Annotated in this window: 19 protein-coding genes; 18 read left to right on the top strand and 1 reads right to left on the bottom strand. The window is 61.1% G+C overall.

The window, feature by feature from the left end; translation table 11 throughout:
* Positions 1-83: 83 nt before the first annotated feature.
* The 10 genes from ACQZ5K_RS05335 to ACQZ5K_RS05290 are packed head-to-tail and all read left to right on the top strand — an operon-like array spanning position 84 to position 10,987.
* Positions 84-1,136: a Gfo/Idh/MocA family protein gene (locus ACQZ5K_RS05335; protein WP_448739797.1), complete on the top strand. Its 1,053-nt coding sequence runs from the start codon at positions 84-86 to the stop codon at positions 1,134-1,136.
* Positions 1,129-2,145 (top strand): Gfo/Idh/MocA family protein, encoded by a 1,017-nt coding sequence (locus ACQZ5K_RS05330; RefSeq protein ID WP_137004766.1) that lies wholly within the window; start codon positions 1,129-1,131, stop codon positions 2,143-2,145. The genes ACQZ5K_RS05335 and ACQZ5K_RS05330 overlap by 8 nt, the downstream gene beginning before the upstream one ends.
* Positions 2,142-3,215: a Gfo/Idh/MocA family protein gene (locus ACQZ5K_RS05325; protein WP_448739796.1), complete on the top strand. Its 1,074-nt coding sequence runs from the start codon at positions 2,142-2,144 to the stop codon at positions 3,213-3,215. The genes ACQZ5K_RS05330 and ACQZ5K_RS05325 overlap by 4 nt, the downstream gene beginning before the upstream one ends.
* A 22-nt stretch (positions 3,216-3,237) precedes the next feature.
* The gene (locus ACQZ5K_RS05320; protein ID WP_448739795.1) at positions 3,238-4,509 is read left to right on the top strand and encodes an ABC transporter substrate-binding protein; all 1,272 of its coding nucleotides are present in this window, start codon (positions 3,238-3,240) and stop codon (positions 4,507-4,509) included.
* A 57-nt stretch (positions 4,510-4,566) separates the two neighbouring features.
* Complete coding sequence (locus ACQZ5K_RS05315) at positions 4,567-5,535, top strand: carbohydrate ABC transporter permease (protein ID WP_448739794.1); 969 nt, start codon at positions 4,567-4,569, stop codon at positions 5,533-5,535.
* Positions 5,528-6,571 carry a carbohydrate ABC transporter permease gene (locus ACQZ5K_RS05310; RefSeq protein WP_448739793.1) on the top strand — a complete coding sequence of 348 codons (1,044 nt, stop codon included), beginning with the start codon at positions 5,528-5,530 and terminating at the stop codon, positions 6,569-6,571. Before ACQZ5K_RS05315 ends, ACQZ5K_RS05310 begins: the two co-directional genes overlap by 8 nt.
* A 22-nt stretch (positions 6,572-6,593) precedes the next feature.
* On the top strand, positions 6,594-7,673 hold the full coding sequence (locus ACQZ5K_RS05305; RefSeq protein WP_448739792.1) for an ABC transporter ATP-binding protein: 1,080 nt from the start codon (positions 6,594-6,596) through the stop codon (positions 7,671-7,673).
* Between the two features lie 37 nt (positions 7,674-7,710).
* Positions 7,711-9,435, top strand: a complete 1,725-nt coding sequence (gene araD, locus ACQZ5K_RS05300; RefSeq protein WP_448739791.1) for an L-arabinonate dehydratase — start codon at positions 7,711-7,713, stop codon at positions 9,433-9,435.
* 10 nt (positions 9,436-9,445) lie between these two features.
* The gene (locus tag ACQZ5K_RS05295) at positions 9,446-10,243 is read left to right on the top strand and encodes an NAD-dependent epimerase/dehydratase family protein (protein WP_448739790.1); all 798 of its coding nucleotides are present in this window, start codon (positions 9,446-9,448) and stop codon (positions 10,241-10,243) included.
* 33 nt (positions 10,244-10,276) lie between these two features.
* Positions 10,277-10,987: a ribonuclease activity regulator RraA gene (locus ACQZ5K_RS05290; protein WP_065657222.1), complete on the top strand. Its 711-nt coding sequence runs from the start codon at positions 10,277-10,279 to the stop codon at positions 10,985-10,987.
* Between the two features lie 6 nt (positions 10,988-10,993).
* Here ACQZ5K_RS05290 and ACQZ5K_RS05285 read toward each other — a convergent pair whose 3' ends face one another.
* Positions 10,994-13,345 carry a response regulator transcription factor gene (locus ACQZ5K_RS05285; RefSeq protein ID WP_448739789.1) on the bottom strand — a complete coding sequence of 784 codons (2,352 nt, stop codon included), beginning with the start codon at positions 13,343-13,345 and terminating at the stop codon, positions 10,994-10,996.
* A gap of 135 nt (positions 13,346-13,480) precedes the next feature.
* Here ACQZ5K_RS05285 and ACQZ5K_RS05280 point away from each other — a divergent pair, with 135 nt between their 5' ends.
* The 8 genes from ACQZ5K_RS05280 (at position 13,481) to ACQZ5K_RS05245 (ending at position 24,108) form a co-directional block, all read left to right on the top strand.
* A complete protein-coding gene (locus ACQZ5K_RS05280; protein WP_448739788.1) occupies positions 13,481-14,509 on the top strand; it encodes an ABC transporter permease in 1,029 nt (342 codons plus the stop codon).
* Entirely contained in the window at positions 14,509-15,390 is an 882-nt protein-coding gene (locus tag ACQZ5K_RS05275; RefSeq protein WP_020813268.1) for an ABC transporter permease, read from the top strand. Before ACQZ5K_RS05280 ends, ACQZ5K_RS05275 begins: the two co-directional genes overlap by 1 nt.
* A gap of 4 nt (positions 15,391-15,394) precedes the next feature.
* Positions 15,395-17,044 (top strand): nickel ABC transporter ATP-binding protein NikE, encoded by a 1,650-nt coding sequence (nikE, locus tag ACQZ5K_RS05270; protein ID WP_448739787.1) that lies wholly within the window; start codon positions 15,395-15,397, stop codon positions 17,042-17,044.
* A 14-nt stretch (positions 17,045-17,058) separates the two neighbouring features.
* Entirely contained in the window at positions 17,059-18,615 is a 1,557-nt protein-coding gene (locus ACQZ5K_RS05265) for a hydantoinase/oxoprolinase N-terminal domain-containing protein (protein ID WP_448739786.1), read from the top strand.
* Entirely contained in the window at positions 18,608-19,741 is a 1,134-nt protein-coding gene (locus tag ACQZ5K_RS05260; protein ID WP_004438394.1) for a DUF917 domain-containing protein, read from the top strand. Before ACQZ5K_RS05265 ends, ACQZ5K_RS05260 begins: the two co-directional genes overlap by 8 nt.
* A 43-nt stretch (positions 19,742-19,784) precedes the next feature.
* The gene (locus ACQZ5K_RS05255) at positions 19,785-21,380 is read left to right on the top strand and encodes an ABC transporter substrate-binding protein (RefSeq protein WP_448739785.1); all 1,596 of its coding nucleotides are present in this window, start codon (positions 19,785-19,787) and stop codon (positions 21,378-21,380) included.
* Between the two features lie 116 nt (positions 21,381-21,496).
* Positions 21,497-22,573 carry a DUF917 domain-containing protein gene (locus ACQZ5K_RS05250; protein WP_448739784.1) on the top strand — a complete coding sequence of 359 codons (1,077 nt, stop codon included), beginning with the start codon at positions 21,497-21,499 and terminating at the stop codon, positions 22,571-22,573.
* Positions 22,570-24,108, top strand: a complete 1,539-nt coding sequence (locus tag ACQZ5K_RS05245; RefSeq protein ID WP_448739783.1) for a hydantoinase/oxoprolinase N-terminal domain-containing protein — start codon at positions 22,570-22,572, stop codon at positions 24,106-24,108. The genes ACQZ5K_RS05250 and ACQZ5K_RS05245 overlap by 4 nt, the downstream gene beginning before the upstream one ends.
* The last annotated feature ends 41 nt before the right edge of the window (positions 24,109-24,149 follow it).

Here is a 24,149-nt window from a genome sequence, read left to right as displayed (position 1 = left end):
AACCGGTATACCGGAACACAAGTCTGTTGACAACCGGCATACCGGTATGCAAATGATTGGGCATTGGGAAGGAGGCTCCCGAAATGCAAAATATCAAGACCTGCGTCATCGTTGGTGCCGGAATGGTAGCGAAGACGCATGTGCTTGCCTGTGCGGCAAGCCCTGAAAAAATTCGCCTGAAAGGCATAGTCGATGGGGGTTCCGGCCGCGCCAAGGCGCTGGCCGCCGAAGCCTCGAAACATACCGGATATGAAGTTGCGGTTTATTCCTCAGTTGAGGAGGCGGCGCGCGATACGGATGTCGATTTCGCCATCATCGCAACACCGCCAAATGCCCGTACTGATATCGTCGGGAAACTGGCGAAAGCGGGCAAGCATATCCTGATGGAGAAGCCCGTCGCTCGCAATACGCAGGAAGCAGAGGGTCTCGTCGCCCTGTGTCGCGAGGCAGGTGTTACTCTCGGCATTATCTTCCAGCACCGCATGCGGGCTGCATCGCAAAAAGCCCGTGAACTCGTTGATGGCGGCACGCTCGGGGCGCTGGGCCTCTGCGAAATCTCCGTGCCGTGGTGGCGCGCGCAATCCTATTATGATGAGCCCGGCCGAGGCACGCTGGCGCGCGATGGCGGCGGTGTTCTGATCTCCCAGGCAATTCATACGATCGATCTGGCATTGAGCCTGACGGGGCCGGTGGCCCGTGTGCAGGCCATGGCTGCGACGACGCGTTTCCACCGTATGGAAACCGAAGATTATGTGTCTGCCGGGCTGCGTTTCAAGAACGGCGCTGTCGGCTCGCTCGTTGCAAGTACCGCAAGTTTCCCCGGCGCTGCGGAATCAATACTCCTGCATTTCGACAATGCCAGCCTGAGGCTCGCTTCGGGTCTGTTGCATCTCGACTGGCGCGATGGCCGGCAGGAGACTTTTGGCGGCGCTGCCGCTGGCACGGGCGGCGGCGCCGACCCCATGGCTTTCACGCATGAATGGCATCAGGGCGTCTTCGATGATTTCGCAGACGCCATCTCTTCAGGACGCCCGCCGGTCGTCACCGGTGAAGCGGCTCTTTTGTCTCACAGATTGATCGACGCGATCATCAACTCGGCCGACACCGGCAAGGAAGTGGAACTGCAGGATGAGTAAAGCAATCAAGTTCGTCGCTCTCGGTATTGAGCACCGGCACATTTTCGGCATGGCCCAGAACCTGCTGGATGCCGGCGCCGAATTTGCCGGCTGGTGGACGGAAGGCGAGCCCGATGTCGTGGAAGGCTTCGTCAAGCGCTTCCCGGATGTGCCGCGCGCAGCATCGAAAGAGGCGCTGCTGGCTGACGGCTCGATTGATCTGGTTGTGATCGCCGACATCCCGTCAAAGCGCGCTGATCTCGCGATTGCCGCCATGGAAGCCGGCAAGGATGTCATGTCCGACAAGCCCGGTTGCACCACATTCGAACAGCTCGACCGCCTGCGCCAGACGGTGGCAAAGACAAAGCGCATCTGGACCGTGGATTTCTCCGAGCGCTTCGAAGTGCCAAGCGTGACCAAGGCTGCCGAACTCGTTGCGCAGGGCGCCATCGGCCGCGTCATCCAGACTGTCGGCCTCGGCCCGCACCGCCTGAACCGCCAGATTCGCCCGAAGTGGTTCTTCGAGCGCGAAGCCTACGGTGGTATCATCACCGACATTGCCAGCCACCAGATCGACCAGTTCATGTTCTTCACGGGTTCGACCGAGGTTGAGATCGTGTCCGCCACCGTCGCCAATTACGCCAACCCGCACGATCCGGGCCTGCAGGATTTCGGCGAAGTGGTGCTGCGCGGCGACAAGGGCCACGGCTATATTCGCGTTGACTGGTACACGCCGGATGCGCTGCCGACCTGGGGTGACGGTCGCCTGACCATTCTCGGCACCGAGGGCTACATCGAACTGCGCAAATATGTCGATGTCGGCAACACCGAAGGCACCGACCGCCTAGTTCTCGTGAATGGTGACCGTTGCGAATATATCGATGCCTCCGATGCCGGTCTGCCCTATTTCGCCCGCATCTGCGACGACATCCGCAACCGCACCGAAACGGCCATGACGCAGGAACACGTCTTCAAGGTCTGCGACCTGTCGCTGCAGGCACAGGCCAAGGCTGAGGGAGCCTCGAAATGATTGGTGTTGCCATTATTGGCGCCGGCATCGGCGCCCAGCATCTGAGCGGCTATCGGGCGCTGCCAAAGCGCTTCGTGGTCAAGGCGATCTGCGATCTCGATCTCGAGCGCGCCCGTTCCGTCGCCGGCGATGATACCTCCATTCATCTCACCACCGATCTCGATGAGGTTCTGGCCGATGAGAGCATCCAGCTGATCGACGTCTGCCTGCCGCCGCACCTGCATTTCCCCGTGACGCTGAAGGCGCACGCGGCGGGCAAGGATGTGGTCTGCGAAAAGCCGCTGGTCCGTTCTCTGGAAGAAGCCAATGCGCTGATCGATTCCGTCAAGAAGACCGGCCGCGGTGTATTTCCCGTATTCCAGTATCGCTTCGGACACGCCATGCGCCAGCTGCGCGCGTTGATCGATGCCGGTCTTGCCGGCAGGGCCTTTGTCGCGAGCTCGGAAGTCCATTGGAACCGTGGCGCCAGCTACTACGACATTCCCTGGCGCGGCACCTGGAAGGGTGAATGCGGCGGCGCGATCCTTGGTCACGCCATCCATGCCCATGATCTTCTCTGCCACGTTCTCGGACCGGTCGATGAAGTTTTCGCCATGGCCGATACACGCGTCAACAAGATCGAAACCGAAGATTGCGCAGCACTCAGCTTCCGCATGAAAAGCGGTGCGCTGGCAACCAGCTCGGTGACGCTTGGTGCCGCCGAAGACACGTCGCGCCTGCGCTTCTGCTTTGAGGGCTTCACGGCGGAAAGCGGCACGCTGCCCTATCGTCCGGCGGAAGACACCTGGCGTTTCATCGCCCGCGCCCCGACGACGCAGGATCAGATCGACGCCGTTCTGGCAACGGTGGCTGATGGCGAAAACGGCTTTGCCGGGTTTGTCGAAGCCATTGCCGACGCGATGGAAGGACGCGGCGGCAAGGAAGTGACGGTTCATGACGGCTTGCAGTCCATCGAACTCGTGACGGCCATCTACCGCTCAGTCCGGGAAGGAAAGCCGGTTCGCCTGTCCGACGCGGCCGAAGGCGAATGGATCAAGGGCTGGGCGCCGCGCGCATCTGCCAACGCATAATCATCTAAAGGGAGGAAACCAGATGACCAGAAAATACAGCATGGCGCTAGCGCTCGCCATAGGCGCGGCGTCCTTTGCCGGTGCCGCGCAGGCGGCCCAGGAAGTACGCTTCACCTGCGCTTATGACGGTAACGGCTGCGAGATCCTGAAAGACATTCTTGCGCGTTACGAAAAGCAGCATCCTGATGTGAAGATCGTCACCGATGTCGTGCCCTACAAGGCACTGCTGGAAGGCCTGCCTGTGCAGCTCGCCGGCGGCAGCGGCCCTGACTTCGCAACCGTGACCGATCTTGGCGGCCTCAACCGTTATTATCTTGATCTGACGCCCTATGTGGACGCGAAATATTGGGAAGACAACTTCTCCAACGTGCTGAAATGGTACCGCAGCGGCCCTGACGACAAGGGCATCTACGGCATGCACACGCAGCTCACCATCACCGGCGCCTTCATCAACCGCACCCTGTTCGATCAGGCGAACGTCGCCGTTCCCGGCAAGGATGCGACGCTGGACGACTGGGCGAAGGCCGCCAATGCTGTTGCCAAGGCAACGGGCACGCCTTACCCGATGGCCATTGACCGTTCCGGCCACCGCATCGCCGGCCCGGCCATTTCCTATGGCGCGAAGATTTTCGATGCTGACGGCAAGCCGATCCTCGTCGATGAAGGCTTCACGACGTTCGTGAAGAAGTTCGTGGAGTGGAACAAGGACGGAACCATGGCGCGTGACGTCTGGGCCGGACAGGGCGGCAATACCTACCGTGACGCAGCGCAGGAATTCATCAACGGCCAGTTGGTCTATTATTATTCCGGCAGCTGGCAGACGGCGCGTTTTGACAGCCAGGTGGGCGATGCCTTTGACTGGGAAGTCGTGCCGCAGCCCTGCGGTGGCGCAGCCTGCACCGGCATGCCCGGCGGCACCGGCATCGTCGGTTTCAAGCAGACCAAAAACCCGAAGATCGTTGCCGACATCCTGAACTTCCTCGCTCAGGACGAGAACTATCTCGACTTTACCGTGCGCACCCGCAACGTTCCGGCCAACAAGTCCGTGGCTGACAAGGGCGTGACCTATACCGGTGCGACGCCTGCGACGCAGAAGGCCATGAATGCCTGGCTCGACCAGATTCCCGGTCTCAGCCCGATTGCCTACGCCTACCAGGGCTACAAGAACAACCGCGCCATGTTCAACATCTCAGTCCAGCGCATCACGCAGGCCATCGTCGGTGAAAGCACCGTTGATGAGGCCATGGCCCGTGCGAAGGCGGACCTTGAGGAAGCGTTGAAACAGGCGAAGTGATCCATCGCCTTCCGGCGCGGCGCATGCCGCGCCGCGCCGGATCGAAGGAGGACCCTCATGTATAAATTTCTTGCGCCCGTCATGGGTATTGTCGAACTGCCCTTTTCCTTCCTGCAGAAGGTCCTCGGCCACCGTCGGATCGCCTGGGTGTTTCTGACGCCCAACCTGATCCTCTTTGCGGTCTTTGCCTTTCTGCCCATCGTGCTGAACATGGCCTACTCCGTGACCGGCAGCGAACACATATTACTTTCGGAGCGCCCTTCGGTGGGCGGCGAAAACTTTTCGGTCCTTCTTTCCTGTCAGAATTACCTTGATCCCAATTCCTGCGCGCGCGACCTGTTCTGGCGCTCCGTCTGGAACACGCTGTTCTTCGTCGTGCTGCAGGTGGGTTTCATGGTCGGCTTTTCGTTGATCACGGCCATCGTGCTGAACCGCGATATCAGGGCGCGCGGCTTTTTCCGTGCGGTGTTCTTCTTCCCTGTTTTGCTGTCGCCTGTCGTCGTGGCCCTGATCTGGAAGTGGATTCTCCAGCGTTTCGGCGTTCTTAATGCGGCGATGGAAGGCCTCGGCCTCGGCTCCGTGGACTGGCTGCTCGAGGCCAATCTTGCCTTCGGCTGGTCCGTTTTCCTTTCGGTCTGGGCGCATATGGGCTTCTATACGCTCATTCTCCTCGCCGGCCTTCAGGCGATCCCGCGCGATGTCTATGAGGCGGCGCAGCTGGACAAGGCAAGCCCATGGCGCATCTTCCGGCGCATTACCCTGCCGCTGCTTGCGCCCACCATGCTCGTTGTTCTCGTCCTGTCTGTCATCAAGGGCGTGCAGACCTTCGATGAAGTCTTTGCCTTTACCGGCGGTGGCCCCGGTTCGGCGACGACCTTCATCATTCAATTCATCTATCAGACCGGCTTTGCCGGGACGCCCCGGAATTTCGGTCTTGCGGCCGCCGCTTCGCTGCTGCTCGCCGTGGTGCTCGTGGTGCTGACCGCCCTGCAATTCCGGGCAAACAGGAGCAAGGTCGATGGCTAGGATTGGCGCATTTCTGACCCGTACCCGCGGCCGTAACGGCAAGCTGCACTGGACCGACTGGCTGTCCTACGCCTATCTCGGCGTGGCCGTGCTGATGATGTTCGGTCCTGTCGTTTGGCTCGTGCTCTCCTCGTTCAAGACGGAAGCCGATCTCCAGCGCTTTCCGCCACGGCTGCTGCCCTATAGCCAGGAAACCATGGTGGTGGACGGGCAGCCAAATCCGCTGCCGGCCTATGTCGACAAGGATGGCCGCAAGCTCGGCATGATCAGGCGTATCGGCCTCGTGGCGCAGGTGGTTGATCCCGCCAAGCCGGCGGAAGTCCTGAAGATGCCGTTCAACGAGCTGAAACCGGCTGAAAAGGTGGCGCTGGCGACGGAAAACTACACCGAGCTTTTCCAGCGCTTCAATTTCCCGCTCTATTTCTGGAACTCGACCTTCATCACGGTGACCTCGACCATCATCATGCTGATCGTCAATTCCATGGCGGCCTTCGCGCTCTCGAAATATCAGTTCAAGGGCAGGGGCGCCGTGCTGGCGCTGGTGGTCGGTACGCTGATGATCCCTCAGACAGTTGTGCTTGTACCGCTGTTTCTCATCACCAGCCAGCTCGGTTTGATCAACAGTCTCTGGGGCGTCATCATTCCCGGCGCGGCAACACCAACAGGCGTCTTCCTGCTGCGGCAATACATGCTGACGATACCGGACGAGATCCTCGATGCGGCGCGCATGGACAAGGCCAGCGAGTGGAAAATCTACTGGCGCATTATCCTGCCGCTCTCGGCACCCGCGCTCGCGGTTCTCGCGATCCTTGCGATCATGTGGCGCTGGAACGACTTCCTCTGGCCGCTGATCGTGCTGACCCGCAACGACAACTTCACCCTGCAGCTGGCGCTCAACTCCTTCCAGGGCGAGATGACGACGGAATGGAGCAATCTTCTGGCCATGACGGTGCTGACACTCGCCCCGATCGCGCTGGTCTTCATGTTCCTGCAAAAATATATCGCCACCGGCATTGCGTCCACGGGCGGCAAATAATCCTCAGGGAGGAAATACGACAATGGCAAGTATAGAGCTTCGTCAGGTCAAAAAGACATATGGCGCCCTCGATGTGATCAAAGGCGTCGATCTCGATATCAAGCACGGCGAATTCTGCGTTTTCGTCGGCCCATCCGGCTGCGGCAAGTCGACGCTGCTGCGCATGATCTCGGGCCTCGAAGAGTTGAGCGGTGGTGACATCGTCATCGGCGGTGATGTGGTCAACACGGTGCCGGCTGCGGACCGCGGCCTTGCCATGGTATTCCAGTCCTACGCCCTCTACCCGCATATGACGGTCCGCGAAAACCTCTCTTTCGGTCTTGAGAATATCGGCACGCCGAAGAAGGAAATCGCCGAAAAGATCGCCCAAGTCGCCAAGATGCTGCAGATCGATCAGCTTCTGGAGCGTCGCCCCAAGGATCTGTCGGGTGGGCAGCGCCAGCGCGTCGCCATCGGCCGCGCCGTGGTGCGTGAACCCCGCGTGTTCCTTTTCGACGAACCGCTTTCCAACCTCGATGCGGAACTGCGCGTCGATATGCGCGGTGAGATTTCCAGTCTGCACCGGCGTCTCGGCAATACCATGATCTATGTGACGCATGATCAGGTGGAAGCCATGACCATGGCCGACAAGATCGCCGTTCTGCGCGCCGGCAAGCTTGAACAGTTCGGCGTACCGCTCGATCTCTATAATCGCCCGGCCAATATTTTCGTTGCAGGCTTTATCGGCTCGCCGAAGATGAATTTCTTTGCAGGGGAAGTGACTTCGGACGCGACACCTGCGCTTAAAATCGCGACGGGCGAGACTATCCCGCTGCCACAGACCGGCTTTGCCTATAAGCCCGGCCAGAAGGTGACGCTTGGCGTACGCCCGAACCATGTGGAGCCGGGCGAAGGCGGCGCGTTGACAATGTCCGTACGCACAGCGGAACAGCTGGGCGGGGAGTCCTATCTCTACGGTAATCTCGGTGACGGCACCCCGGTGACACTGCATCTTTCCGGCCAGACCTCGACATCGGCGGGCGAAGTCATCCGCCTGTCGGCGCCACTTCAACACGTCCACCTTTTCGACACGACGAGCGGGCTGACGCTCCGGCAGGACTGACAGCCTCAGGCACCACCCGCAACGCAGGACCAATGACATGACCGATAAAAAACTCCGTTCCGACCGCTGGTTCGCACCTGATGACCTGCGCAGCTTCGGCCACCGCTCGCGCATGATGCAGCTGGGTTATGCGGAGGAGGATTTTATCGGCAAACCCGTCATCGGCATCCTAAACACCTGGTCGGAGCTCAACACCTGTCATTCGCACTTTCCGGAGCGCGTGCAGGATGTGAAACGCGGCGTGTTGCAGGCCGGTGGTTTCCCCGTCGAAATGCCGTCGCTTTCCGTCGATGAGAGCTTCACCAAGCCGACATCGATGCTCTATCGCAACATGCTGGCCATGGAGACGGAAGAAATGATCCGCTCGCATCCGCTCGATGGCGTGGTGCTGATGGGCGGTTGCGACAAGACGACGCCGGGCCTCGTCATGGGGGCAATCTCGGCCGGCGTGCCGATGATCTACCTGCCCGCCGGCCCGATGTTGAGCGGAAATTATGCTGGCAAGGTGCTAGGCTCGGGTTCGGACGCGTGGAAATATTGGGATGAGCGCCGCGCAGGCAATGTCACGGACGAGGAATGGCGTGGCGTGCAGGGCGGCATCGCCCGTTCTGCCGGTGTCTGTATGACGATGGGCACGGCCTCGACCATGACGGCCATTGCCGATGCGCTCGGCATCACCCTGCCGGGTGCCTCCTCCATTCCCGCGGTCGATTCCGAACATCAGCGCATGTCCGCCGCCTGCGGCCGCCGCATTGTCGAGATGGTGTCGGAAGACCTGACACCAAACCAGATACTGACAGCGGCAGCGTTCCGCAACGCCGCCATCGTCGCCATGGCGACGGGTTGTTCCACCAATGCCGTCGTGCACCTCATCGCCATGGCGCGCCGTGCCGGTGTGCCGATGACGCTGGACGAGCTGGACGAACTTGGCCGCGTCACGCCGCTCATCGCCAATGTCCGCCCTTCCGGCAAGGACTATCTAATGCAGGACTTCTTTTACGCTGGCGGTCTCAGGGCGCTGATGAAGCAGCTGGAAAGTCGTCTAGACTGTTCCGTGCTGACCGTGACCGGCCGCAGCATGGGCGAAAACCTCGAGGGTGCGAAGGTCTACAACGACGACGTCATCCGCTCGCTCGATAATCCCGTCTATGCGGAAGGATCGCTTGCGGTGCTGCGTGGCAATCTCTGCCCTGACGGTGCCGTCATAAAGCCTGCCGCCTGCGATCCCAAACTGCATGTGCATCAGGGTCCGGCGCTGGTGTTTGACAGCTACCCCGAAATGAAGGCCGCCATCGATGATGAGAATCTCGACGTGACGCCCGACCATGTGTTGGTGCTGCGCAACGCCGGTCCGCTCGGCGGCCCCGGTTTTCCGGAATGGGGCATGCTTCCCATCCCCAAGGCGCTGATCAAGAAGGGTCACCGCGACATGGTGCGCATTTCCGATGCCCGCATGTCCGGCACCTCCTATGGCGCCTGCGTACTGCATGTCGCGCCGGAAAGCTTCGTCGGCGGGCCGCTCGCGCTTCTGAAGACCGGCGATATCGTCCGCCTCGACCTGCCGCAGCGTCGTCTCGACATGCTGGTCAGCGAAGAGGAAATCGCCAGCCGCCGCGCCGCCTGGCAGGCGCCAGCACCGCGTTATGAACGCGGTTATGGTTATCTCTTCTCCAAGCATGTCACCCAGGCCGATCAAGGCTGCGATTTCGACTTCCTGCAGACGGATTTCGGCCGCACCGCCGGCGAGCCCGATATTTTCTGAGGACGCCATCATGTTGAAGCGATTGCTCATCACAGGCGCCGGCGGCAAGCTGGGCAGCATGTTGCGCGGACGACTTGGCCATGTCGCCGAGACCATCTGCCTTTCGGATGTCGTCGATCTCGGTGAGGCAGCCCCCCATGAGGAGCTTTTTCGCTGCCGGCTCGAAGACGAAGCGGCGGTTCATGAACTGGTGAAGGGCTGCGACGGCATCGTCCATCTCGGCGGTATTTCGGTGGAAAAGGCTTTTGATCCCATCGAGGCCGCCAATCTTCGCGGCGTCTACAATCTTTACGAAGCGGCGAGACAAAACGGCCTGCCGCGCATTCTCTTCGCCTCCAGCAACCACACGATCGGTTATTACCCACAGGGACAACAGCTCGAGCCGGAAACGCCTTTCCTGCCGGATGGCCTTTATGGCGTCTCGAAGATTTTCGGTGAGGCGATGGCAAGTCTCTACCACTCCAAATTTGGCCAGGAGACGGCCATCGTCCGTATCGGGTCGTGCGAAGAAAAGCCCACCAACTGGCGGATGCTGTCGACCTGGCTCAGCTACGGCGACTTCGTCTCGCTGATCGAGGCCACCTTCCGCGTGCAGAAACTCGGCTGCCCGGTTATCTGGGGCGTTTCCGCCAATGACGACAGCTGGTGGGACAATTCCCATGTCGATTTTCTCGGCTGGCAGCGCCGCGACAATGCCGCGCGCTACCGTGCGGAAATCGAACGCGATTTGCCACGGCCCGATCCCGAGGCCGCGATCGCAAAATATCAGGGCGGCATCTTCACAGACGAACCCATTCACAAGACTTGAAACACATCCATCCGCCATTGCGAGGAGACAGACATGAACAATGAAACGCGCGAAAAACTGATGACGATTTCCGTCGCTACGCTGGCGACGGCGCTTTACAAGCGGGGTTTGCGCAACCAGGTCATTCAGGGCGTGCGCCCGCTTGGTTACAAGGGCAAGAACATGGTCGGGCCGGCATTTACGCTGCGTTACATGCCCGCACGCGAAGACCGCAACCAGCTCGTCGAATTCCGCAATCCCGCCCATCCGCAGCGCGTCGCCATCGAAACCTGCCCCCCGGGCCATGTGCTTGTCATGGACAGCCGCAAGGATGCGACCGCGGCCTCGGCCGGCGATATTCTGGTAACCCGCCTGATGGTTCGCGGCGGCGCCGGCATCGTTTCCGATGGCGGTTTTCGTGACGCCGCCACTATCGCCGAGCTGGATATTCCCGCCTACCACACCCGCCCTTCGAGCCCCACTAACCTGACCAAACACGAGGCAATCGAGATCAACGGTCCGATCGGCTGCGGCGATGCGCCGGTCTTTCCGGGCGATATCATTGTTGGTGATGCCGATTGCGTTATCGTCATCCCGGCGGGCATTGCCGACGACGTGGCGACCGAGGCTGTGGAAATGACGGCTTACGAAGATTTCGTGGTGGAGCAGGTCAAGGCAGGCCAGACGATCATCGGGCTTTACCCCTGCACCAAGGAAGAACACCAGACGGCTTTTGCCGAATGGCGCAAGAAGAACAACCGCTGAGCCTTTTCATAGCCAACCCAGTGCTTTCGCCGCGCGGATCGCCTCCGCGCGGCGTTTGCAATCCAGCTTGCGGAACAGGTTGCCGAGGTGAAACTTCACCGTCACTTCTGAGATATTGAGTGTCTGGGCGATCTTCTTGTTCGACATGCCGCTGGCCAGCAGTTGCAGCATCTGCGCCTCCCGCTGCGAAAGCCCGCCATGCAGGGCGCGCGCCTGCGGTGAATTCACCGAGGCGGCGAAAATCGACAACGCGGCGCGGACATCGGAAGAGGTTTCGATGAAACTGCGGATGCGGCGATTGTTCAGAAGCGGCGACAGGAATACGCGTTCTTCCGACAGGACGCCATTGCAGCCAAGGCGGGTTGCCGATTCAAGAGCGGTGAGGATATGGGCGCGGGCGGCGGCGTTGTCGCGGCGCTGGTGCGCGGCGTAGCTCTGCCAGATTCTCAGCGCGACCTTCTCGCGGTTGGTGACCTTGGGATTGGCAATCATCGCGTCGATCTGGCGGGAGAGATAGGCGCGCGGTGTGAAAAGATGCACCGCATCGCGCAGCCAGGCCATGACATAGGCGATCTCATCGCGCCGCGTCAGCCGGGAAAGATCTTCATGCGCGCTCTCCACCCAGTTGCGGCCCATGGGCATGCGGATCGCCGAAAGCGTTGCGGCCGCATCCGCCCACCGGTTGGCGTTCTGATAGGCGATGGCCGTCCTGATCTCCATCATCGCATGGAATTGCAGCCCTTCCGAAAGATGGATCCACAGGCCGTCGAGAAAGCCCGGACGCACGGTCATCGGAAAATGGTCGATCAGCACCTGCGAGGCGTAAAACAGGGCAAACTGCATCAGGCTCGGCCAGATTTCGGCAGCGGCGAAGTGATCGAATTCGTGCTCGACGAAATGCAGCAGGTCGCGCGGTTTTCCCGCTTCATAGGCAAGGCAGGCTTCCGCCAGCCGCAACATCCGGAACTCCTGTACGGCATCATGCGGCACCTGTTCCAGCCGTGCGCGCGCCTCCTGCGCCGCCCGGCGGGCCAGAAGCATATCGCCGCTCATCAACCGCAGCACGATCTGGTGCAGATGGATAAAGAATTCCAGCAGGGGCTGTCCGCCCATCTTGCGCAGATAGATCAGAGCGCGTGCGGCGGCCGCCTCGGCCTCGCGGAAATTGCGGCGGCGGATTTCGAATTCCAGCAGCGCATTGTAATAGGCCGCCCATTTGCCGTGGTCGTCCATGGGGTAGTCGGCCATGAACTCGGCGAGACGGGTTATCACCGCGTCATTGGGCGTCAGGTCTTCGGCAATCATCAGGTTCAGCCGGAAGGTGCGGGCCGCGAAGGAAAACCGCGAGCCACGGGCAAGCACCTTCAGTGGATCGAGATAGTCCGAACCGAGGCTCTTACCGAGCAAATGGCGCACGCGCTGCAATTCGCCCTGTTTCAGCAGGGCGCGGGTAACGGCGAAGAGCACGGTTTCATTCGTTGCGATCATATCCTGCGAAAACCGCATGATGATCTCGCGAAACCTGTCGACGCTGCTTCGATAGATCAGCTCACGGCCATGGGCGCGTTCCAGGATTTGCGCCGCATGGGTCTCATAACCACGGTCAAGCAGCATCGCCATGGCCGCAAGCGCCCGGCCTTCCTTTTCGAAAGCCGATGCGACCTCCACCACGGCGCTGCCTGCCTGCAGGGTGGCGAGACGTTCCCGTGCAGCCACGCCCAGAAGACGTATCAGGGTGGGGTGGCTGTCGGGATTTCCAGTGAGGAAAGGCGGCAGCAGTTCGGTCCAGTCCGCCTCGGGTTCCGCAGAAGGGTTTTCCAGCCAGAACGAAAGCTCAACCGTCTGGGCGGGAGAAAGATGCGGCAGGTAGTTTTCCCGCAGATAGTCGACACACAGCGTTTCATTCGGAAAACGCGCCAGTGAGAGAAAAGCCGGCCAACCCGCATAGTCGTGGAGTGCGAGACGTTTCTGCTCAGGTGGCAGGTCTTTCACCTCGTCCTCACCAAGAAGCAGTTCATTCGGTCCGATGGTAAGCGAACCGCGATGCAGGATTTGCCGGGCCAGTCCGCTGATCCGCTGATCCGGCCGGCAGGCGATGACCACCAGACGCACCGCCTCCAGAATGGCGGCGGGCATGCGGGCTGCCCGCGCGAAAACCGGCACATCCCACAGGAGACAGCCATTCGTGGCCTCGTCACTTCGCGGCTGGTGCGTGCGGCACACCTCGCTTCCTAGCTCTTTTGCGAGCATTTCCAGCAACACGCTTTTTCCCGCACCCGCAGGTGCGCGCAGAAAGACCACGCCGGCGGTTTCGCTGGCAATGCGGCGGCAGAGGTGGGTGCGGGGAAGGAGCGTCATTCGCAAAGGGATAGGGGATTTAATCTTAAAAACCTATACTCATCTTTTAAAAAACTATACCTTTTCCAGATTGTTCAAACGGACATGTGGTGAAAACTTGTGCTCACGCAACCGAGCACAAGGAACGTTCCACCGATGCAGCAACATCCGCTGGTCGCGATTTTGAACAGGCTCGGCACCTTCGTGCTGGTCATGATCGCCCTGTCCATCATGATTTTCGTGCTGGCCCGCGTGGTGCCGGGCGATCCCGCCCGCATGGCGCTCGGCCCTGCGGCAACGCAGGAGCAGGTGGATGCGCTGCGCGGCGAGATGGGCCTCGATAAGCCGCTCGCCGTCCAATATCTCGACTATATCGGCAATGCCCTGCACGGCGATCTTGGTTTCTCGCTGGTGTCGCAACGCCCGGTGACTACCGATCTGGCGCAGACCGTTCCGGCTACCGTGGAGCTGGTACTTGTCTCGGTCATCTTCATGTTTGCCGTTGCCATCCCGCTCGGCGTCATCACGGCGCATTACCGCGACCGGCCGCTTGACCATATCGGCCGCATCCTCTCGCTCACCGGGGTCACGATCCCGAGCTTTCTTTTCGCCATCACGCTGCAATTGCTGGCCGCCCGGTTTCTCTCCGGCTGGCCGATCATCGGCAGGCTCGATCACGGGCTTGGCTGGCAGGGCGGTCCGACGGGCTTCATCCTCATTGACGGCATGCTGGCGGGACGTTTCGACGTCGTGCTCGATGCGCTGAAGCATCTCGCGCTGCCCGCCTTCGCACTTTCCATGGCCGGCATCGGCCAGATCACCCGCATCACGCGCTCCTCGATGATCGAGAACCAGCGCAAGGACCATGTGCTCACCCTGCAAAGCTTCGGCGTGCCGGAGCGGGTCATCATCTTCCGTTACCTGCTGAAGCTCTCTTCCATCGCGCCGCTGACGATCATGGGTCTCGAATTCGCGTCGCTGATCGGCAATGCCTTCGTGATCGAGATGGTCTTCGCCTGGGGCGGGTTCGCTTCTTACGGGCTGAACGCCATCCTGCAGAAAGACCTCAATGCCGTGACCGCCGTGGTGCTGGTGGCCGGCCTGTTCTTCATCGTTGCGAACCTGATCGTGGATGTCCTGATCTCGATCATCGACCCGCGCCTGCGCCGCAAGGAGGCTCGCTGATGGCTGATATGAAAATGCTCGAACCCACCGATCGGGGCTTAAGCGCCGGTTACATGATGTGGTATCGCTTCAGCCGCAATCCGGCGGCGGTCATCGGCTCGCTGATCCTGCTGTCGGTGCTGGTGCTGGCGGTCTTCGCGCCATGGCTCACGCCCTATCCCAAACATATCGGCGCGGTCGTCGATTTCCGCGCCCGCCATATGCCGCCGGATCTGGAGCACTGGTTCGGCACCGACAAGGCCGGGCGCGATATCTTTTCCCGCACCATCTTCGGGCTCCGCGTCTCTCTGCTTCTCGTCATCGGCGTGCTCGGTATTTCGGTTCCCGTCGGCACGGTGCTTGGCCTGATCGCCGGTTATTTCGGCGGATGGACCGAAAAACTCATCAGCGGCCTGACGAATGTGATGCTGGCCATGCCGCCGCTCGTCATGGCGCTGGCGGTCTCCAACCTTCTGGAGCCGACGCTGATGAACGCCATGATCGCGATCACCCTTCTGTGGTGGACCTGGCATGCACGGCTGATCTATTCGGTGTCGAAGTCCATTGCGTCCGAAGACTACATCGAGGCGGCGCGTCTTGCCGGCGCCGGGCCGTTGCACATCCTCTTTCGCGAAATCCTGCCCAATTGCGTATCGGTCATATCGGTCAAGACCACGCTCGATGCCGCCTTCGTCATTCTGTTCGGCGCGACGCTCAGCTTCCTCGGTTTCGGCGTCAAGCCGCCGACCCCTGATCTTGGATCGATGGTCGCCGACGGGCGCCAGTTCATGCCGGATTTCTGGTGGGAAGTGCTCTGCCCCGGCGCGGCCGTGCTTTACGTGACGCTGGGTTTCAATCTGCTGGGCGACGGCCTGCGCGACATGTTCGACGTGGAAAGCTAAGGCCATGACTGAACCGCTTCTCAAGGTCGGAAATCTCAACGTCACCTTCACCAATTACGGCCGCACCCGGCAGGTGCTGCGCGATGTCGCCTTCACGGTTGCCGCCGGTGAGCGTGTGGCGCTGATCGGCGAAACCGGATCGGGCAAATCGGTCACGGCCAAGGCGATTATCGGCACCCTGCCGAAGAATGCCGCGATCACCTCCGGCGCCATTATCATCGATGGCCGCGACGTGCTTGCCCTGCCGCGCAGAGAACGTGAGGCGCTGAAGGGAACGGCGTTTTCGCTGATCATGCAGGACCCGCTATCGTCCTTCAATCCGGTCTTCAAGATCGGCACCCATCTCGATGATGTCATGCGCTTTGCCGACAAACGCGATGGTATCAACTCGTCCAAGGCGGAGCGCCGCAACCGCATCGCAGCCGTTTTGCGCCGGGTGCAGCTTGCTGACACCGAGCGGGTGATGAACGCCTATCCGTCCGAACTTTCGGGCGGCATGCGCCAGCGCGTGTTGATCGGGCTTGCCCTGCTGCATCAGCCGAAGCTCCTGATCGCGGACGAACCGGGCACGGCACTTGATGTGACGACGCAGGATGAAATCCTCAATCTCATCAACCAGCTGGTCGCCGAAGAAAACATGGCGCTCTTGATGATCACCCACAATCTCGGTGTCGTGCGCAAGGTAGCGGATCGGGTCGTGGTCATGCACCACGGCGATATCGTCGAGACCGGACCCTGCGCGCAAATCCTCCATAGCCCCGCAGAGGATTACACGCGCTCGCTTCTGGATGCAGTGCCGCCGCTTTATGGCCCGCGCGTGACCGATCTGGCGCAGAGCACGCGTTCGCCCATCGTCACCATCAAAGGGCTGAACAAGATTTATGGTCGGCGCAACGGTTATCACGCCGTGCGGGATGTGAATCTGACGCTGAAGGAAGGCGAGGTATTCGGCCTGGCGGGTGAATCCGGCTCCGGCAAAACTTCCGTCGCCCGTATGATCATGGGCCTTTCACGCCCGACCTCCGGCAATCTTGTCATTGACGCTCCCGCGCCTGCGCGCGGCAAGCGATTGACGCAGATCGTCTATCAAAACCCGGGCACCTCGCTTAATCCGAAGCGCACGGTGAAACAGACGCTTGCCTTGCCGCTGAAATCCATCGGCATGGATGGGCAGGCGCGTGAAAACCGCATGCAGGAACTGATGGGGCTGGTGCGGCTGCCGCAATCCTATCTCGGCAAATATCCGCATGAGCTGTCCGGCGGCCAGAAGCAGCGTGTGGCGATTGCCCGGGCGTTGGCGGCCGAGCCGAAAATTCTCATCCTCGATGAGCCAACGGCCGCACTCGATGTGTCCGTGCAGAAGACGGTTATCGACCTTCTGCTGCAGCTGCGTGAGGAGCTTGGGCTGACCTATCTGATGATCTCGCACGACCTGTCGCTGATGCGCAATTTCTGTTCGCGCATCGCGATCATGCTGCGGGGCGAGATTGTCGAAGAGGGCGTGACGTCGGCGGTCTTCGCCGAACCGGCCCATCCCTATACCCGCGCCCTGATCGCGGCCATCCCCGTCGTCACTGACGAGGAAGAACGTCTCAAACCCACGGTGACCGAGGAGGAGCGCATGCGCTTCCTCGTTAAATCGACCGATTTATGAAAGAGGAGCCTGACGTGTATCGCGTTGGAATTGACGTCGGCGGCACGAATACAGATGCCGTTGTGTTGCAGGATAAAACCGTTCTGGCGGGGGTGAAGGCCTCCACGACAGAGGATGTGACGTCAGGCGTCATCGAAGCCCTTGAAAAGGTCATCGAGGCATCGGGCATAGACAGGGCGCGCATCGGTGCCGTGATGATCGGCACCACACATTTCACCAATGCGGTGATCGAGCGTCGGCATATGGACGAGGTTGCAGCCATCCGGCTCGGCCTGCCGTCCGGCGCCGGCCTGCCGCCCATGGTCGACTGGCCGGATGACCTCCGGGAAATCGTCGGCAATCACGGTTATCAGGTGCGCGGCGGTTATGAATTCGACGGCCGCGAAATTTCGCCGCTCGATGAGGACGAGATTGTCCGCATCGCCGCCGATATCCGCGCCAAGGGCCTGAAGGCCGCTGCCGTCACCTGCGTTTTCAGCGGCATCAACGAAGCGATGGAGCTGCGGGCGAAGGAAATCCTGCAGGAACGCTGCCCCGGTCTGCCGGTGGTGATGTCCAAGGATATTGGCCGTCACGGTCTGCTTGCACGGGAAAGTGCGGCGATCATGAATGCCAGCCTGCTGTCGCTTGCCGACCGCACGGTTGCGGCTTTCGGCGAGGCGCTGAAGGCTGCGGGCATCACCTGCCCTTTCTATATCACCCAGAACGACGGTACACTGATGGCCGCTGATGTGGTGCGCGGTTTCCCCGTGCTCACCTTTGCTTCCGGTCCGACGAACTCCATGCGCGGTGCGGCCTTCCTCACCGGTCTCAAGGATGCCGTCGTCGTGGATGTGGGCGGCACCACGTCGGACGTCGGCTCGCTTTCGCACGGCTTCCCGCGACAGGCCTCGACCACGGTGGATATTGGCGGCGTGCGGACCAATTTCCGCATGCCCGACGTCTTTTCCATCGGTCTCGGCGGCGGTTCCCTCGTGGTCAATGGCGACCATGGCCTGACTGTCGGGCCGAAATCCGTCGGTTACCGCGTTCGCCGCGAAGCGCTCTGCTTCGGTGGCTCGACCCTGACGGCGACCGATATCGCGGTTGCCTCAGGCAAGGCCGATGTTGGCGAGAAAAGGCTGGTCTCCAGCCTTGATAAAAAGCTCGTGGATGCTGCCGTCAACAAGATCAACGACATGCTTGAAGCCTGCGTGGAGCGCAGCCGCATCTCATCGTCACCGGTGCCGGTTATCGCCGTTGGCGGCGGTTCCATCCTGATGCCGGATCGCATCGGTGATCTTGAGGTTATCCGGCCTGAGAATTTCGCGGTGGCCAATGCCGTTGGCGCGGCCATTGCGCAGATCAGCGGTGAGACCGACCGGGTCTTCTCACTCGTCGATGGACGCACGCGCGAGAGCGCACTGGCTGAGGCAGAAGCGGAGGCCCGCGAAAAGGCGGTTGCCGCCGGCGCGATTGCCGCGACGCTCGAAGTGATCGAGCGCGAGGATATGCCGCTGGCTTACCTGCCCGGCAACGCCACCCGCATTCATGTGAAAGTTGTTGGAGAAATGGGAGCCAATCATGGCTGAGACACGCAAGCTGAAATATGACGAAGCGGCATTGCGGACGCTGACCCGTGAGGACCTGGACGCATTGGAAATCGGCGCCGGCATTCTCGGCACGGGCGGCGGCGGCAATCCGTATCTCGGCAAGCTTCTGGCGCTGGAGGCCATGAAGGCCGGCTACGAGATGAAGATTCTCGCAACCGACGCCATCGAGCCGGACGCGCTCTGCATGTCCATCGGCGGTATCGGCGCGCCTGTCGTCGGCGTCGAGCGCATTCGCGAAGGCCGTGAAGGCCTGCGTTGCCTGCGGGCGATGGAAGAGCTGATCCGCACGCCAGTTGACGCCATCGTCTGCGAGGAAATCGGCGGTTCCAATTCCATGAACCCGCTGGTGACGGCGGCGCTGGGCGGCCTGCCGATCCTCGATTGCGATGGCATGGGCCGGGCTTTCCCGGAAATGCAGATGACCACCTTCTCCATCTATGGCCATAGTTCCACGCCCTCGGTGATGTGCGATCTGCACGGTAATGCCGTCATCTTCAGCCATGCCGTTTCCGAGGTCTGGCACGAGCGTATGGCACGCGCTTGCGTCGTCTCGCAGGGCGGTGGCGCGATGCTGGCGACCGCGCCGATGCAGGCGCACTACGTGCACCAGTATGGCATTCCGAAAACCTACACCAAGGCCATTGCCATCGGTGAGGCGGTGATCCGTGCCCGCAAGCAGCAGGAAGACCCTATTGCTGCAGTCTGCGCGCTCGAAGGCGGGCGGCGCATCTTCAACGGCAAGATCACCGATCTGAAGCGCCATCTGCGCGGCGGTTTCGCGGTCGGCGATCTCACGCTGTCCGGTTTCGACGACTGCGCCGGCCAGACGGCGGGCGTCGCCATCCAGAACGAATTTCTGCTGTTTTCCCGTGACGGCAAGGTGGAAGTGACGGTGCCCGATCTGATCGTTCTGCTCGATGTCGACACGGGTTATCCGATCACCACCGAAGTGCTGCGCTACGGCCAGCGCGTGGCCGTCATCGCCATTCCCTGTCACGACCTGCTGCGCAGCGCCCGCGCGCTTGAGGTCGTCGGGCCGGCGGCCTTCGGCTATCCGGACATTCCTTTCTCACCGCTGCCCGTTCCGGTCAGCAAGGCTGCCTAACCATAAGCGGGCCCGATGACCCGCAATAAAGAGGAGAACGATAATGAAAATGCCTGTAGTTTCTTCCCGTCTCGCCGCGCTGGCACTCGGCACGGCGCTTGCGTTGCCGATTTTTTCTTCTGCAGTCCTTGCGGAAGACAAGGTGTCGGTCGCGGTCAACACCATGCAGATATTCAGCTCGCTCGACCCTGCGAAAGTGACTGACTATACCGGCTACATGGCCATCGTGAACATGTATGACGGTCTGACCACGGTAAACGCCAAGGGCGAAATCGTGCCGCATCTCGCGAAATCCTGGGAGATTTCCGAAGACGGCCTGACCTACACTTTCCACCTGCGCGACGATGCGAAATTCCAGGACGGTACGGCAGTGAAGGCTGCCGATCTTGCCTGGTCGATCCAGCGCCTGCTCGGCATCAACAAGGGCCCGTCGAACCTCATCGTCGGCGTGCTGAAGCCCGAAAACGTTACCGCGCCTGACGATGCCACGCTGGTCATGAAGATCGAGCGCCAGTTCTCGCCCTTCATGGCGGCAACGCCGCTGATGATGGCGATGAACAAAACGCTGATCGAAGCCAATGCCAAGCCCGAAGACAAATGGGGTGAGGCTTATGTCGGGGAACACTCCGCCGGTTCCGGCCCCTACAAGCTGGTCAGCTACAACCGTTCTGCCGACATGGTGATCGCCCGCAATGCCGATTATTTCCTCGGCTGGAACAAGGGCAAGCCGATCGATGAGGTGCGCTTCGTGCAGACCAGCGACGACGCCACCGTCAAGGCGCTGGCGGAAAAGGGCGAGCTCGGCCTTTCCTCGCACGGGCTTGGCAACGACACCTATGAATCTATCGGCCGGATGAAGGGTTACAAGCTGATCCAGACCCGCACCGCCGGCGGCTTCGTCATCAAGCTCAACACCAAGGTCTATCCGACCGACGACGTCCACGTCCGCCGCGCGATCGCTTATGCGACCGACTACAAGACGATCCAGGAAGTAATCTATCCGGGCTTCGATATGAAAGGCCCGCTTTCCGACGCGTTCAAGGACGCGCATGATGGCGATATCCAGCCCGGTGTCTACGATCTGGAAAAAGCCAAGGAAGAGCTGGCGAAGTCGAAATATGCCGGCCAGAAGATCACGCTCGTCAACAGCTACGTCGCGTCGCTCGCCTTCGAGGCGGAAGTGGCGCTGCTGTTGCAATCCAGCCTCGAGCAGATCGGCATCATGCTCGATATCAAGCCCGAGCCGTGGAACCGTATCGTCGAGCTTTCTTCCAAGCCCGAAACAACGCCGGCATCGACCCAGGTGAATATCTCGCCGACCTATCCGTCGCCGGATTCGATGTTCTACAACCAGTATCATTCCAAGGCATCCGGCACCTGGATGTCGATGGAATGGCTGCAGAACGCGGAAATCGACGGCTTGATCGACAAGGTTCGCTCCACCACTGATGTGAACGAGCAGAACGCCACCTACAAGGAACTGCAGACGAAGATCGTCGATCTTCAGCCTGACGTCTGGGCGGTTGCGCCGAACCGCCGTTATGCGGCGAACAAGTGCCTTCAGGGTTACGAATTCATTCCCATGCAGAGCTGGGACCTGAACTTCTCCAACTTCCATTGGGACTGCAAGGCCGAGTGATCTTTACCTCATGAAAACCGACCCCGCCCAGATGGCGGGGTTGGCAGACTTGGAACTTCAAAGGGAAGGAGCATCGCCTGCGGCCGGAAAGGCTGCGGCATGCCCGAGGATGACGCATGATCCAGGAATTTTCCGAAGACGATATCGAACCTCTGGCCACCGGCGCCTGGATTCTGGGAACGGGTGGCGGCGGCAACCCCTATATCTCGACGCTCAATCTGCGGCGTCTCTATGCCGAGGGGCGGCGGGTAAAGGTCATGGATCCCATGGCGCTTGCCGATGATGACATGGTTGCCGTCGTCTCCAAGATGGGGGCGCCGCTTGTCGGTCAGGAACGGCTGGGAGATCCCGTACATCTCGCCCGCGCTGTCGAGGTCATGGAGGATTATCTCGGCAAGCCATTCCGGGCGATCATGAGTGTGGAGATCGGCGGCTCCAACGCGCTCTCGTCTTTCCTCGCCGCCGCCGTGCTCGACCGGCCGGTCGTTAATGCCGACGCCATGGGACGGGCCTATCCCGAAGCACAGATGACTTCTTTCGCCATCGGCAACCTGCCGATGTTTCCGCTGTCGCTGGTCGATGTGCGCGACAATGAGGTGATCGTGACCCGCGCGGCCTCCTGGAAATGGATGGAGCGCATCTCGCGCAAGGTCTGCACCGAAGTGGGCTCCACCGCCGCCACCTGCAAGGCGCCGCGCACCGGCAAGGAAGTGAAGGAGTGGGGTATTCATTACACCGTCACCAAGGCGACCGAACTCGGGCGCGCGGTGATGGAGGCCCGTGCGCGCCATGACGATCCCGTTCAGGCGGTTCTCGACCACGAGGGCGGCAAGCAGCTGTTCCGCGGCAAGGTGGTGGACGTGGCTCGCGAGACCACGGGTGGTTTCCTGCGCGGCAGCACGACCATTGAAGGCATCGATGCCGACCGTGGTTCGCGCATGGAGCTCGCATTCCAGAATGAGTGGGCCGTTGCCTTCCGCGATGGCCAGCCAATCGCCATGACGCCGGACCTGCTTTGCCTTCTCGATACGGTTTCCGGTGGCGCCATCGGTACGGAATCGGTGCGTTACGGCCAGCGCGTGACGGTTGTCGCCCTGCCGGCACCAGAGCTTTTGACGACGCCTGCCGGCATCGCCGCCGTCGGCCCGCGCGCCTTCGGTTATGACATTGACTTCAGATCGGTATTCCCATGAAACGCATCGGTATTGACGTTGGCGGCACCAATACGGATGCCGTTCTGATCGATGGTGACACCATCGTCGCTTCCATCAAGGTCCCGACCACGCAGGATGTCCTGTCCGGCGTGAAGGCGGCGCTCGCCCATGTGTCTGGCCATGTCGGCGCGGCGGACCGGCCGATTGATGCGGTGATGATCGGCACCACCCATTTCACCAATGCGGTGGTGGAGCGCGCCCGGCTGGAGCGGGTTGCGGCGATCCGCATCGCCCTGCCGACCGGTTCTTCGCTGCCGCCGATGTGCGATTGGCCGAAGGATCTTCGCGAGGCCGTTGATCCGCTGATCTTTATGGTCCACGGCGGCCATGAATATGACGGCAGTCCGCTGGTGCCTATGGTTCCCGATGAAATTCGCGAAGCGGCGATGAAAATCCGCGATGCGGGTATCACTTCCATCGCCATTTCCGCGACCTTCTCACCGCTGACGACGGAATGCGAGGTAAGGGCGGCGGAAATCGTCCGTTCTGTGATCCCTGATGCACGCATCACGCTCTCCCATACGCTTGGCCGCATCGGGCTGCTCGAGCGAGAAAATGTCGCTCTCCTGAATGCAGCGCTGCAAACGCTCGGCAAGACCACGGTTCAGGCATTTTCGGATGCGCTGCGCGAAGCGGGCGTGAAGGCGCCGTTCTATCTGACCCAGAATGACGGCACCGTGGCGCTCGCGGATGTGGCCGCCGCCAACCCCGTGCACAGTTTCGCTTCCGGCCCGACCAATTCGATGCGCGGTGCGGCCTTCCTCACCGGGCTTTCCGATGCGATGGTGGTGGATGTCGGCGGCACCACCTCCGATATCGGCTGCCTTGTCGGCGGTTTTCCGCGCGAGGCGAACAATATTGTCCATATTGGCGGGGTACGCACGCTCTTCCGTATGCCCGACCTTCTGCCGATTGCGCTCGGCGGCGGCACCATCGTTGACCCTGAAACAGGCAAGATCGGTCCGCGCTCGGTCGGTTACCGCATCCTGACGGAAGCCCGGGTTTTCGGCGGCGAGACGCTGACAACATCGGATATCGCCGTTGCCGCCGGCCTGATCGAGATGGGTGACCGCGACCGTGTGAAAGACCTCGATCCGGCTTTCGTGCAGGCCTCGCTTCAACGCATCCGCGACATGGTGGCCGACAGTTTCGACCAGATGAAAACCTCGGCCGAAGACGTGCCGCTGGTTGCCGTCGGCGGCGGGGCGTTTTTGATTCCCGAGACGGTTCCGGGTGCGTCGGAAGTGCTGCGTGTGGAAAATGCCGGCGTTGCCAATGCGCTGGGCGCGGCGATGGCGCAGGTTTCCGGCGAGGTCGATCAGGTCTTTTCCGGACTGAGTCGGGACGAAGCCCTTGCGAAAGCCGAGACCGAGGCGCAGAACGCAGCGGTTGCTTCCGGAGCGGAGCGCGAAAGCCTCAAGACGCTTGAGGTGGAGGATATCCCGATCGCCTATCTGCCGGGCGGCGCTCGCAGGGTGCGCGTACGGGTCATCGGCGATATCGCCTTTCATTGATGGTAAGAGGCCCTGCCGGAGTGGGGCGACGAGGGAGTGAG

It is taken from the genome of Agrobacterium sp. 22-226-1, from assembly GCF_053522345.1.
Note: the sequence above shows the minus strand (reverse complement) of the source record. Positions and strands in the feature narration are given on the sequence as shown.